Origin of the sequence: Streptomyces rugosispiralis, from assembly GCF_024505145.1 — a bacterium.
Classification (GTDB): domain Bacteria; phylum Actinomycetota; class Actinomycetes; order Streptomycetales; family Streptomycetaceae; genus Streptomyces; species Streptomyces rugosispiralis.
Genome location: NZ_JANIAA010000032.1, coordinates 39414 through 52127, shown reverse-complemented (window position 1 = coordinate 52127; position 12714 = coordinate 39414). Strand labels below are relative to the sequence as shown.

10 protein-coding genes are annotated in these 12714 nt (G+C 72.1%); 7 read left to right on the top strand and 3 right to left on the bottom strand.

The annotated features are described in order from the left end of the window. Both NP777_RS34020 and NP777_RS34015 read left to right on the top strand, forming a co-directional pair. Positions 1-1401 (top strand): acyclic terpene utilization AtuA family protein, encoded by a 1401-nt coding sequence (locus tag NP777_RS34020; RefSeq protein WP_256654031.1) that lies wholly within the window; start codon positions 1-3, stop codon positions 1399-1401. 4 nt (positions 1402-1405) lie between these two features. After that, positions 1406-1720, top strand: coding sequence for a DUF4387 domain-containing protein (locus tag NP777_RS34015; protein ID WP_256654030.1), 315 nt, complete (start codon positions 1406-1408; stop codon positions 1718-1720). Positions 1721-1775: 55 nt separating this feature from the next. Here NP777_RS34015 and NP777_RS34010 read toward each other — a convergent pair whose 3' ends face one another. After that, the gene (locus NP777_RS34010) at positions 1776-2087 is read right to left on the bottom strand and encodes a hypothetical protein (protein ID WP_256654029.1); all 312 of its coding nucleotides are present in this window, start codon (positions 2085-2087) and stop codon (positions 1776-1778) included. A gap of 103 nt (positions 2088-2190) precedes the next feature. On the opposite strand from NP777_RS34010, the gene NP777_RS34005 reads away from it, so the two are divergent. After that, positions 2191-2436 carry a hypothetical protein gene (locus NP777_RS34005; protein ID WP_256654028.1) on the top strand — a complete coding sequence of 82 codons (246 nt, stop codon included), beginning with the start codon at positions 2191-2193 and terminating at the stop codon, positions 2434-2436. A gap of 302 nt (positions 2437-2738) precedes the next feature. Continuing rightward, the gene (locus NP777_RS34000; protein WP_256654027.1) at positions 2739-5414 is read left to right on the top strand and encodes an ABC transporter ATP-binding protein/permease; all 2676 of its coding nucleotides are present in this window, start codon (positions 2739-2741) and stop codon (positions 5412-5414) included. Here NP777_RS34000 and NP777_RS33995 read toward each other — a convergent pair. Continuing rightward, positions 5411-6253 carry an AraC family transcriptional regulator gene (locus NP777_RS33995; protein ID WP_256654026.1) on the bottom strand — a complete coding sequence of 281 codons (843 nt, stop codon included), beginning with the start codon at positions 6251-6253 and terminating at the stop codon, positions 5411-5413. The genes NP777_RS34000 and NP777_RS33995 overlap by 4 nt on opposite strands. A 49-nt stretch (positions 6254-6302) precedes the next feature. Between NP777_RS33995 and NP777_RS33990 the strand changes: the two genes are divergently transcribed. Next, positions 6303-7151: a sulfite exporter TauE/SafE family protein gene (locus NP777_RS33990; protein ID WP_305890401.1), complete on the top strand. Its 849-nt coding sequence runs from the start codon at positions 6303-6305 to the stop codon at positions 7149-7151. A 221-nt stretch (positions 7152-7372) separates the two neighbouring features. After that, positions 7373-10504: a discoidin domain-containing protein gene (locus NP777_RS33985; RefSeq protein ID WP_256654024.1), complete on the top strand. Its 3132-nt coding sequence runs from the start codon at positions 7373-7375 to the stop codon at positions 10502-10504. Positions 10505-10579: 75 nt separating this feature from the next. Here NP777_RS33985 and NP777_RS33980 read toward each other — a convergent pair whose 3' ends face one another. Next, entirely contained in the window at positions 10580-11488 is a 909-nt protein-coding gene (locus NP777_RS33980) for a LysR family transcriptional regulator (RefSeq protein ID WP_256654023.1), read from the bottom strand. A 108-nt stretch (positions 11489-11596) separates the two neighbouring features. Here NP777_RS33980 and NP777_RS33975 point away from each other — a divergent pair, with 108 nt between their 5' ends. Continuing rightward, positions 11597-12667, top strand: coding sequence for a YeiH family protein (locus tag NP777_RS33975; protein WP_256654022.1), 1071 nt, complete (start codon positions 11597-11599; stop codon positions 12665-12667). Positions 12668-12714: the final 47 nt, after the last annotated feature.

Genomic DNA, 12714 nt, shown 5'->3' with positions numbered 1-12714 from the left:
ATGACATCCGCTCCCCGCTACGACGAAAGGCACCACCTCGTGGAACTCCGCATCCTGGCCCCCACCGGCGCGCTCGGTGCCGGGTTCGACGCCGACGCGTTCGCGCGCGGCCTCGCCGCCCGCCCGGACGTGATCGCCTGCGACGCCGGCTCCACCGACTCCGGGCCCGCCGCCCTCGGCTCGGGCACCCCGAAGCTGTCCGCCCAGGCGGTCACCCGCGACCTGCGGCTGCTTCTGAAGGCCCGTGCCGAGCTGGGCGTGCCGCTGATCATCGGCTCCTGCGGCACCTCCGGCCGTGACGTGGGAGTCGACCAGGTCGCCTCCCTCACCCGCGCCCTCGCCGCGGAGGAGCACCTGCGCTTCAAGCTCGGCCTGATCTACTCCGACCAGCCGGCCCAGCGCCTGAAGGACCTCTACGACATGGGCCGGATCCGGCCCCTGGCGAACGCGCCGGAGATCGACCGGGAACTGTTCGAACGCAGCCACACCGTCGCGATGATGGGCGTCGAACCCCTCCAGGAGGCCCTACGGAACGGCTGCGACGTGATCCTCGCCGGACGCGCCAGCGACACCGCCCTGTTCGCCGCCCTGCCCCAGATGCGAGGTGCCGACCCGGGCCTGACCTGGCACATGGCCAAGACCATCGAGTGCGGCGCCGCCTGCGCCATCCCGCCGTCCGCCAATGGCCTGCTCGCCACGGTGCGGGACGACCACTTCGACGTCACCACGCTGGCCGCCGGCACCCGGCTGACCCCCCGGTCGGTCGCCGCACACACCCTGTACGAAAACGCCGACCCGTATCACATCGCCGAACCCTCGGGCGTGCTGGACACCACCGAGGCGACCTACGAGCCGGTCGACGGACGAACCGTCCGCGTCCGCGGCGCCCGCTACCTCCCCGCCGACGGCTACACCAACAAGCTCGAAGGCGCCGAACTCGTCGGCTACCAGACCATCGTCATCGGCGGCGTGCGCGACCGCGTCGTCATCGACGCCCTGCCCAAGCTCCTGCCGACGGCCGAGCGTTACTTCGACGCCAAGATCCTCGACGTCTTCGACGGCGAGGTCGACCCCGCCGACATCGACATCGACTACCGCCTCTACGGCGCCGGGGCCGTCCTCACCGGCAGCGAACCCGATTCGCTCGCCCCGCGCGAACTCGGCGTACTGATCACCGTCACCGCACCCGACCAGGAGACCGCCCACGCCATCGCCACGTTCGTCGCCCACGCCAGCAGCCACCTGCCCATCGCCGAGTACGACGGCCTGGTCTCCACCCTCGCCTACCCCTACTCGCCACCCGAGACGGACCGCGGAGCCCTGTACCGCTTCACCCTCAACCACGTCGCCACCGGCGTCACCCCCACCGAGCTGTTCCGCACCGTCATCGAGGAGCTGTGACCCCATGACCACCCTTCTCGACTACTGCTCCCTGATCCGCTCGAAGAACGCCGGCCCCTTCACCCTCACCTTCGACTTCATGTGCCACGACCAGGCCGCGTACGACGCCCTCGTCGCCACCCGCTTCCTCAACGAGAACCTCTTCGCCACCCTTTACGGCGCCGACCCCGACCAGATCCTCGTCGTGAACCACCCCTTCGCCCTCGCGGTCAAGGTCTCCCTGCCGCGCCCGGCCGTCCAGGGCGATCCGCATGACACCGACTGCTACGCCGGGCAGCAGTACGCCCCGCTCATGGACATGGAGGTCGCTCCGGCATGACGCGGAACGACCACTACCTTGATCATGGGGGAGTATCGAGGACGCCGATGAGGAACTACTGAGGAAGCGTGAACGACGTGGGAATGGTCAGGTCGAAGAAGACTGCCGTCGGCTGGATCGTCAGCATGTGTGCGATGGCCGCGGTGTCAGTCCTCGCGGGGTGCTCGACGGACTCGGCGAAGACGGAGGACACGAAGGAGACGAAGGCCACGAAGGAAACGAAGGACGCGAACGGCTCGCCCTCGACCTCCGGAGCGACCTCGCCCCCGAACGGGCAGTCCAGTGACCAGTCCACGGCGCGGGGGGCGGTGGCCGCATGGGTGACCGCGGTCGTCGAGGACCGTCCCGAGCAGGCCTGCTTGGTCATGGCGACACCGGCCACCGGCGGGTCTCCCGCGAAGCCCGGCACCGAGGCGATGTGCGGAGGCGATGGGTCGGAGGCGCGACGGATGAAGGATCAAATTCACCGTATGCACACCGCGTTCACGCCCGACCAGCCGAAGAGCCCCCCGACGGTGAAGGTCGCCGAGGTCCCGGTCACCGGCAAGAAGGCGACAGTCGACGGTGAGCAGATCACCGTGGACGGTCAGACGTTGAAGGCCATCGTCCTGTCGCACTCCACCGGAGTGAAGGAGGATCAGGTCGGTGTCAGGATCGAGGCCGGTGTCGTGGAAGGCCGCTGGTACGTGACCAATCTGGGCCTCTCCGTCGGCTGACGTCGCGGACGCGAGACCAGGCCGGTTCCCGGTGGAAGAGAGGTCCCGGCCGACACCCATGGCCTTGAGTTGGAATCCCCGACTCAGTGCCATGACGGGCAACCTTTGTATGTCCCGCGCCCTCTTCCGTACCGGCGATGACCGTAACGGCCGGTGGTGGTCGGCCACCTCGCGCCGCGGGCCGTATGACGCTCATCCGCGCCCGGGACGTCCGGGAGCACACCGGAACCGCAGGAACCGTCCGAGCCGTCGTCTGTTCTCCCGCAGACGGCCTCGGTGTACACGACCGACTTGGGGCAGACGTGCCGGAACTTGTACTGCATGCCATTGGAAGCACCTGGACCCTGGACGCGTCCCGGAGCTACACCATCGGGCGCGATCAGCAGGCCGACATCCCGTGCATCGACCGCCGGGTCTCCCGGCGGCACCTCGTGATCCGTTGCGACGGCGGGACGTGGGTCATCGAGGATCTCGGCAGCGCCAATGGCACGTTCGCCGAAGGGCGCCGTATCCAGCGGCTGGAGATCGGCCACGGCTCGATCGTCCGGCTGGGAAACGTCTCCACCGGCTTGCGGCTGGACTTCACCGGGATGTTCAGCGGAGCCTCGGCGGCGGCGGGTGACGAACAGGTGCGTGCGGACGCCCGGATACGGGCGGGGGCGCCCCAGGGCGAGGCCCGTCCCGACACCGGGGGCGCCACGGATCGGGGCACGTCGGCGGCGGCTCCCGTCACACCCCCGGTGGTGCCCGGTCCCCGGGCGGGGGCGGCCCCGGGCGCCCCCACCGGGGCGGCGGCCCATGGCGACGACCTGTTCCGGCCCCTCCCCGACCACGTCGCGGCCGGCCTCGCCCGTGCCGCGTTTCCCGGAACTCCCGGAGACACGGACGACGACCGGGGCACCGACCGGCCCGAAGGGCCCACGGGCGGTCCCCGGGGGGCCGCCGCGGCCCTTTCCATCGACCGGGACCCCTCGGGCGTCCACCGGCTCGACCTGGGGCGACGGCTGCGCATCGGCCGCGCGCAGGACAACGAACTCGTGGTGGAGGGCCCGTATGTCTCCCGGCACCACGCGGAGTTCCGGCCCCTGCCCGGTGGCCGCTTCGAAATCGTCGACCTCGGAAGTCACAACGGCACCTATGTCAACGGGCAGCCCGTGGGCCGCCAGGTCATCGGCCCGTACGACATCGTCGGGGTCGGCCACTCCGCCTTCCGTCTCGTCGGAGACCGGCTGGAGGAGTTCGTCGACACCGGTGAGGTCTCCTTCACCGCCCGCGACCTGACGGTGACCGTCGGGCGCGGCAAGACCATCCTGGACGACGTCTCCTTCGGCGTCTCCGAGAAGTCGCTGGTCGCGGTGATCGGGCCGTCGGGCTCCGGGAAGTCCACCCTGCTGCGCGCACTCACCGGCTACCGGCCCGCCGACCGCGGTCAGGTGCTCTACGACCACCGCGATCTCTATGCCCAGTTCGCCGAGTTGCGCCACCGTATCGGTCTCGTCCCGCAGGATGACATCCTGCACAAGGAGCTGACCGTCGACACCGCGCTGAAGTACGCCGCCAAGCTCCGCTTTCCCGGTGACACCAAGGCGGCCGAGCGCAAGGCCCGTATCGACGAGGTGCTCCAGGAGCTCAGACTCGACGTCCACCGGACCAAGAAGGTCGCCTCGCTCTCCGGCGGTCAGCGCAAACGGGTGTCCGTTGCCCTGGAACTGCTGACCAAGCCCTCCCTGCTCTTCCTCGACGAGCCCACCTCCGGTCTGGACCCGGGCCTGGACCGTTCCGTCATGAAGTTGCTGCGGGAGCTGGCCGACGACGGCCGTACCGTGCTGGTGGTGACGCATTCGGTCGCCGAACTGTCCCTGTGCGACCGGGTGTTGGTCATGGCGCCCGGTGGCTCCGTGGCGTACTTCGGTCCCCCGGACGAGGCCCTGGACTTCTTCGGTCACGACAGCTGGGCCGATGTCTTCTCCGCCTTCGAGGACCATCGCGACGACGACTGGGGCGGGCGCTGGCGGGCTTCCCCGCAGTACGGCCGGTGCGTGGCGGAGATCGACTCGGCCGTACCGCCGCAGCAGCCGGGCGCCCCCGCGGCGCAGCCGCCCGCACGGGCCCTGCGGTCCAAACCACAGGGCTGGCTCGGCCAGTTGTGGACCCTGATGCGCCGCTATGTGTCGGTCATCGCCTCCGACAAGGGCTTCATGGCGCTGATGCTGCTGCTCCCGGCCGTGCTGGGCGGAGTGAGCTGTCTGATCCCGGCGAAATACGGACTCGCCCCGCCACCGGCCGACAGTGGTTTCCGCTACAACCAGGAGTCCGGAACCATTCTGCTGGTGCTGGTCGTCGGCATGTGCTTCTCCGGCGCGGCCAACTCCGTACGTGAATTGATCAAGGAACGAGTGATCTACGAACGGGAGAGAGCCACGGGTCTGTCCCGATCCGCGTATCTGATGTCGAAGGTGATCGTCCTCGGTCTGATCACCGCGATGCAGGGTGTCGTCATCTGCGCGATCGGCTTCTCCGCCCGTCAACTGCCCGCCCAGGGGCTGCTCATGCCCACGGCCGTCGAGGTCTGCGTGGTCATCAGCGCGCTGGGCTTCACCACCATGCTGTTCGGGCTGGTCATCTCCGCGCTGGTGCGGACCCCGGAGAAGACCATGCCGCTGCTCGTGATGTTCGCCGTCGTCCAGGTCGTCTTCACCGGGGTCCTCTTCCAACTGTTCGACTCCCCGGGCATCGAACAGGTCGGCTGGCTGATGCCCGCCCGCTGGGCGGTCGCCGGCGCCGGGACCACACTCGACCTCGCGCACACCATGCCGCCCTGGAATCTCGACCAGCCGAACGATCTCGACCCGCTGTGGGCCCACACCGTCACCCAGTGGGCCATCGACCTCGGTGTGCTCCTGGCGATCGGACTGATCTGCGGCTTCGTGGTGGCCCGGCTGCTGCGCCGGCACGAGCCCGAGATCATGCGGGACTAGGGGGCTTCTGATGGATCTTCGCGCCGCGGAGATCCATCAGAAGCCCCCTGGCCCGCACGGCCGGGGCGACCGCCCTGGCCACCGGCGGCGAAACGGGACGGCGGCAGGCCGAAGGCGCGGGTGAAGGCGGTGGTGAAGGCGGCGGGGGAGGCGTAGCCGAGGCGGCCGGCGACCTCGGTGACGGACGCGGTACGCAGCAGCGGGACGGCCGCGAGCAGACGGGCGCGGGCCCGCCATACGGCGGGGCTGTCTCCGGTCTCCGCGCGGAAACGCCGGGTGAAGGCCCGTTCACTCCGGGCCGTCCGGCCGGCCCAGACCGCGTTGGTGACGCCGACGTCCGGTGCGGCCAGATACTCCCGGCACAGCTCCGCCAGGTCGGTGGAGGGCGGAATCGCCACGTGGAAGGGGAGCGGGGTGCGCTCGGCGATCTCGTGCAGCAGGAGGGCGGCGATGCACCCTTCCCGCCCCGACAGGCCGTAGTCGGCCTCGAACTCGACGGCGCTCACGAGAAGTTCGCGAAGCAGCGGCGGTACGTCCACGACCGTGCAGGTGGCGGGCCACCAGGGAACGGCGTCCGGCTCGATGTACAGGCTCCGGGTGCTCACCCCCAGCATCCGGACCCGGTGCCGGGTGGCGGCCGGAATCAGGACGGCGCGCTCGGGCGGGACGGTCCATGTGCCGACGTCGGTGTCGACGACCATGACCCCGGTGGCGCCGTAGAGGAACTGCGCGCGGCGATGCTCGTGCCAGTCCAGGACGTGGCCCGGCGGGTAGTCGGTGCCGATCGGCAGGACGACCCGATCGACGTGGTCGACGGCGTCCAGGGGGACGTTTCTCACCCGATCCACCCTACTGGCCGAGACGCGAAGGAACCGTGCCGGCCTTCGCATGCGGGACGGGCGGCGGCCCTGGTGGGGTGGTCCCGTGGACGTTGCGATATTGATCGGGATCGGGCTCCTCACCGGAGTGACGACGGTGTTGTTCGGGTTCGGCGGCGGGTTCGCCGCGGTCCCGGTGGTGGTGTGGGCGGACGCCGCGCTCGGCGCGGACGCGATGCGGGTGGCGACCGCCACCTCGGCACTGGTGATGGTGGTGAACGCGGCGTTCGCGACGGCCGTCACACCCCGGCGCGTGCTCGGCGCCCTCCGCGGCGGCACGGGGCTGCTCCTCCTGCTGGCGGCCGGAGGTACGGCCGGTGCGCTCGCCACCCGCCTCGCCCCGGCGGCGCTGGTCCGCTGGCTGTTCGTCGCGTATGTGGCCATCACCATCGTCGACCTGCTGCTGCGCCCCGGCTTCCTGCGCCCCCGCGCGCACATCGAGGAGCCGGCGGACGGACCGCGGCCGCTGCCGGCCGTCCTCGGCGTCCCGATCGGCGCGGTCGCGGCCTTCCTCGGGGTGGGGGGCAGCGTCATGACCGTCCCCGCGATGAGGCGCGCCGGGCACACGATGCACGTGGCGAGCGCGCTGGCCAACCCCCTCACCTTGGCCATCGCGCTCCCGGCCACCGCGGTCTCGCTCGGCGGCGCCGCGCTCCCGGCCTCCGCCGGTGCGCACATCCACCTGGTGGGCCTCGTCGACCCCGGCGCCGCCGCGGCCCTGCTCGCCGGCGCCCTGCCGGTCATCGGGGTGCTGCGGCGGCGCCCACCGCGCATCCCCGACCGGGTCCACGCCTGGGCGTACGTAGGGCTGCTGACCGTCGTGGCGGCGGCGATGTCGCTGTCGGGCGTCCCACGGTGACGGTGCGCATGCGTCGTTCGCCGCGGGTGCCGCATCCGGCACCGGAGCAGGCGCGCGTTCAGCGTGCGTTCGATCGGGTGCAGCGGGGCCGGACCGGACGGCACCCCGCGAAAACCGGTGAACGGCTGACGTCGCACCCGTTGACGCGCGGACCGGGACCGCCGAAGAATGTGCGGCAGCCCTCCTCTGACAACGTTGTCCAGCCTCCGAGGTGTCATCCCGTGTCGCACCCCTCCCTGCCCCTCGACCGCCGCCGCTTCCTGCACCTCGCCGGCCTCACGGGCGCCCTGGCCGCCCTGCCCCCGCTCACCGGAGCCGCGAGTGCCCACGCGGCGCGGGGTGGCACGGACACCCCGCCCGACGCCGTCGCGGCCACCTATCTGCGGGTGCTCCTGGACCACACCCGGTGGTCCGAGACGCAGTGGGACGAGGCCCAGGGCCACTACCGGGCCAAGGACTTCGGGTTCGCCGTGGTCCTCGGCAACGCGGTCCTGCTCACCCACGGCACCTACGACGCGGCGCGTGCGGGCACCGACCGGGAGACCCTCGAGCGGCGCACGCTCGCCACCATCCGCCACTTCGCCGCGTCGAACCGGCTCACCGGTGGCGGCGAATGGGGCCGCACGCTCTTCTTCGACACCACCTTCCAGTCGTACTTCGTCCTCGCCGCCCGGCTGCTGTGGCCGGACCTCGACACCGCGACGCGGAAGAACGTCGAGACCATCGTCCGCGAACAGGCTGCCTACACCGTGTCGTTGGGCAGCGGCGACGACCCCGCCTCGGGCGACTGGACGCCGAACGGCCTGAACGGCGGACACGTCGGCGACACCAAGCTGGAGGAGATGGGCCTGTACGCCCAGACCCTCGCACCGGCGCTCGCGTGGGCCCACGACGACCGCCGCGCCGCCGACTGGGCCTCGTGGTACGGCATCTGGTCGCGCAACGAGGCGGGGCTGCCGCCCGCCGACCTCGCCAACCCCGCCCGGGTGGACGGCGTCGCCGTCGCCGAGAACACCGCCCGCAACCTGTACGACACCTTCATCGTCGAGAACCACGGCTCCTTCGGCCCGCACTACCAGGAGGAGCTGTGGCGCACCTCCGGCCGCAACGCCGCGCACTTCCTGGCCGCCGGACGCCCCCTCCCGCAGGTCCTCGCACGGCAGCCGAACGCCCAGCCGCTGTGGCGCACGCTGCTGGGCGTCATGAGCGACGCGGGCGAACCGCTGATGCCGATGGTCGACGACCGTGAGCACCTCTACGGCAGGGACGTCATCCCGCTCGCCTTCCTCGCCCAGGTGATGCGCGACCGGGCCGCGGCGCGTGCGGAGCAGGAGCTGGCGTCACGGCTGGAGGCGTACCAGCGGTACCCGCCCGAGCACCGGCTGGCGAAGTTCTCGGGGGAGCCGAAGTACGAGCCGGAGGCACGCGCCGAGGTCGCCATCAGCTATCTGCTGCACGTGTGGGCGGCGGCGTCCGGGCGGCCCGTCGAGGCGCTGTCGCGCGAGGAGATGTTCGAGCACGCCTCCGGTGTCACGGACTTCGGGACCGGCCCCGGACTGGTGTCGCACCAGTCGCCGACCGCGTGGGCCGGTGCCGTGACGAAGCCCGGGTTCGTGAAGTTCGCCTGGCAGCCGGGCCACGACGACTGGCTGTTCCGGCTCAGCGGCGCGACCCCGATGTTCCTGCCCGCCACCGCCGCGAAGGTCCAGGGCCGCACCGTGCGCCTGTACGAGTCCCCGCGCGACGGCTTCGACGGCAGCGCGACGCTGCTGCGCCTGGACGGCGGCTGGGCCGGGTTCGCGACGCTCCCGACCGGCGCCGTCGTCTACGCGAGCGGCGGCACCGCCGACGCGGAGGGCCACCTCGAGGTGCACAACCTGACGATGCCCGGCATGCCGGGGCTCGACGGCGCGCGTACCTACCGCTTCGAGGAGGGCGAGGCGACCGTCCGCGCCCGCGACACCTCCTCCGGCACACCCGCCGGGCGGGTCGACGACCTCGGCTTCACCCCCACGACGGTGCGCCATGTCCGCATGCTCGGCGTGCGGCCCGACCCGGCCTACGGGTACTCCCTGTACGCCTTCGAGGCGCGCGACGGAGCCCAGGGCGCGGACCTGGCGCGCGGCGGGTCCGCCACCGCCTCGTCGGCCGACGCCGGGAAGGGCGCGCCGCTCGCGGTCGACGGCGACGCGGCCACCCGCTGGGCGGTGTCGAGGGCCGACCGTCCGCGCGCCGACAGCTGGCTGGCCGTCGACCTCGGCGCCGAGCGCCGGATCGACCGGGTCACCCTGGCCTGGGAATCGGCGGCCGGCCGCGCCTACCGCGTCCAGGGCTCCATGGACGGCCGGGACTGGAAGGACCTGGCGACCGGGCCGCGGCCGGCGGTGAGCAGCCGCGGCGGCTGGCTCGACGTCGACGGACGCGCCGGGCTCGTGGTGCGTGACGGCCGGCACCCGATCGGCGTCTACGACGACAGGATCGTCCTCGGCGACGGCGCGGCGGCACCTCTCCTCGTCGAGGGGTTCCCCGGCACGTCGGCCGCGGAGCTGCGCGCGATCGCCCGGGGGACGGCGCCCGCGGCGGAGGCCACCGAGGTGCGCACGACGCTCACGGACGGGCACCTGACCCTGTTCAACCTCTCCGGCGAGTCCGTCAGGACGCGGATCACGATCCCGCGCACCGGCACGGACACGGTGGTCTTCGAGGGCACGCAGCGGCTGACCGCAGACGGCACGTCCTTCGAGGCCGCGCTGGACGCCGCCACGGCGGTCGTGCTGCCCCCGCGCTTCACGCTCACCCCCCTCACGGGCCGACGCCTGCCGCCGGGCCTGCTGGTCCAGGTCGTCGACGGCGCGACGGTACGCCTGTCCGGGGCCTCCTGCACGCTGCGTGTCCGGGCCCAGGGGCATAGCAAGGTCGCCGTCGTCAGAGCGGACCGGACGACGACCGTCGTCCTGGACGGCGCGGCCGCCCACCCGCACGACGACCTGGCTCTCGGCAGGACGGTCTTCCCCACGAGCCCGCTGCCGGAGGGCATGTCCGACCCCGCGGCGGCGGTGGACGGCGACGCCCACACGGCGTGGCAGCCGGGCACGCGCGGCCGCATGGTCGTGGACCTCGGCGCGGCCCACATGGTCCGCCTGGTGGAGACCGAGTGGACGGCGGCCACGGCGCCGGGCGCGAAGGTCGGCTTCAGCACGGACGGCATCACCTACCGGAACGCCGGGACCCTCACCGGCCGGGGCCGGGTGCGCCGACTGACCGCCTCCGAGACCGCCCGCTACGTCAGCGTCGAGGTGGACGGGACGTCACACGCGGCGGTGTCACGTCTGCGGCGCCTGACGGTGCGCTGACCGCTCCGCGCGGGTGCCGGCCGGGGCCCTCGCCGTCCGCGGACGTGATGGACGTCCGCGGACGGCATGGACCGCTCATGCCTTCTTTCCGCGGCGTCTCGTCACGGCCAGAAGCTCCGCCGCGGGGCCGGCCAGGACGCGTCCCGAAGTCCAGACGGCTCGCAAGTCACGGCGTAGTTCGATGCCCTCGACCTCCACCGACGCGAGGCGGCCATCGGCGAGGTCGGCCGCCACCGCGAGCTCGCTGATCACCGCCGGGCCGGTTCCGGCGATCACGGCATTGCGTACGGCGGTCGCCGAACCCAGCTCCAGGAGAGGCAGCGGTTCGCCCGCGCCGGCCCTGCGCAGAGCCAGGTCCAGGGTCTCGCGGGTGCCCGATCCGCGTTCACGCAGCACCAGCGGCGCGGCCACGAGCTCGGCGACGCTCAGCGGGCGACGGCGGCGCGTCCAGGGGTGCCCGGGGGCGACCACCACGAGCAGCCGGTCGCGGGCGACCCGCCGGGCGGAGAACCCTGCCGGGGCCCGCGGTGACTCGACGAACCCCAAGTCGACCGCTCCGCTGCGGAGCAGATCCGGAACCTGTTCGCTGTTGGTCACCTGGAGACCGACGTACAGCTCCGGCCGAGTGCGGCGCAGCTCGCCGATCCAGCCCGGCGCCAGACACTCGGCCACCGTCATGCTGGCCGCCACCCTCAGCTCGGCGTCCCGCTTCGTACGCAGCGCCTCCGTGCCGGTCAGCAGCCCCTCCATCTCCTGCAGGACCCGCTGCGCCCAGCCCGCCACGGCCCGGCCCGCGTCGGTGAGCTGCGATCCCCGCCGCGTCCGGTCCACCAGCACCAGGCCCAGCCTGCGCTCCAGCATGGACAGCCGCTTGCTCGCCGACGGCTGCGTGAGACCGAGCCGCGCCGCCGCACCGCTCAGGCTTCCCACGTCTCCGACCAGGACGAGCAGCCGCAGTGATTCCGGATCCGGCAACTGGCTCATAGCCCCAGGGTATGGGCCGGACCGGGTCGGCAGTCATTCCATTTGGCTATGACCTCCGCACGATCTCGGGGCTACAACCGTGGTCCGGGGCGCAGCAGAGTCGAGGCCATGAGCGAAGATCTGGACTGTCCGGTCCCCGCCCGGCCGGAGGCTGAACCGGCGCGGGCGTCCTGGCCCGCCGTGGCCTCTCTCGTACCCGGTCTGGCCCTCGTCCTGGCCCTCGCGGTGGCGGGCACGGCGGTGGGGAGGAGGTTCCCGCTCGTCGGCGGCCCGGTGGCCGGGATCGTCCTCGGTGTGCTGCTGGCCGCTCTGAGGAGACCAGGAGCACGGCTGCGTCCCGGCATCGGTTTCGCGAGCAAGCAGGTCCTGCAGATTTCGGTGGTCGTCCTGGGCACGCAACTGTCGCTGTCCCAGATCGTCGAGGTGGGCGCCGGTTCGCTTCCGGTGATGATCGGCTCGCTGGCGGTCTGTCTGACCGCCGCGTACGGCATCGGCCGATGGCTCGGCATCGTCGGGGACCTGCGGACGCTGATCGGCGTGGGCACGGGCGTCTGCGGGGCGTCGGCGATCGCGGCGACCGCACCGGTCATCGGCGCGGCCGGGGTCGAGGTGGCCTACGCGGTCTCCACCATCTTCCTGTTCAACGTCACCGCCGTGCTCACCTTCCCGCTGCTCGGCCACCTCCTGGGGATGAGCCCGCACAGCTTCGGCCTCTTCGCGGGGACGGCGGTCAACGACACGTCCTCGGTGGTCGCCGCCGCCACCAGCTACGGCGGGACCGCGGCGGACTACGCGGTCGTCGTCAAACTCACCCGCAGCCTCATGATCATCCCCATCTGCCTGGGACTGGCCTGGCTGGTGAGACGCCGCGACCGTGCCGCGGTGGAGACAGCGGCACGGCCCCGGCTTCAGGTGGCCAAGCTGGTGCCCGTGTTCCTGATCGGCTTCCTGCTGATGACCACGGCGAACAGCCTGGGTCTCATCCCGGCCGCCGCCCACCACGGACTCGGCGAGCTCTCGGTCTTCCTCATCACCGTCGCGCTCTCCGCGACGGGCCTGTCCACCGACCTCCCGGCACTGCGCCGCACCGGCCCCCGACCGCTCATCCTCGGTGCCTGCCTGTGGGTGGTGGTCTCGGTCACCAGCCTCGTACTCCAGCTCCTGACCGGGTCCTTGTGAGTGGTCGGCCAGTGGTCCGGTACGTGGTCGCGCGGCCCGGGGACGAT

What these genes read in the sequence shown, in the direction of transcription:
- NP777_RS34005 (WP_256654028.1), top strand. Translation starts at nt 2,191, where the DNA reads ATGCACACCGCGTTCACGCCCGACCAGCCGAAGAGCCCCCCGACGGTG.
- NP777_RS33980 (WP_256654023.1), bottom strand. Translation starts at nt 11,488, where the DNA reads ATGAGCCAGTTGCCGGATCCGGAATCACTGCGGCTGCTCGTCCTGGTC.
- NP777_RS34010 (WP_256654029.1), bottom strand. Translation starts at nt 2,087, where the DNA reads ATGACCAAGCAGGCCTGCTCGGGACGGTCCTCGACGACCGCGGTCACC.
- NP777_RS34015 (WP_256654030.1), top strand. Translation starts at nt 1,406, where the DNA reads ATGACCACCCTTCTCGACTACTGCTCCCTGATCCGCTCGAAGAACGCC.
- NP777_RS34020 (WP_256654031.1), top strand. Translation starts at nt 1, where the DNA reads ATGACATCCGCTCCCCGCTACGACGAAAGGCACCACCTCGTGGAACTC.
- NP777_RS33990 (WP_305890401.1), top strand. Translation starts at nt 6,303, where the DNA reads ATGCGGGACGGGCGGCGGCCCTGGTGGGGTGGTCCCGTGGACGTTGCG.
- NP777_RS33975 (WP_256654022.1), top strand. Translation starts at nt 11,597, where the DNA reads ATGAGCGAAGATCTGGACTGTCCGGTCCCCGCCCGGCCGGAGGCTGAA.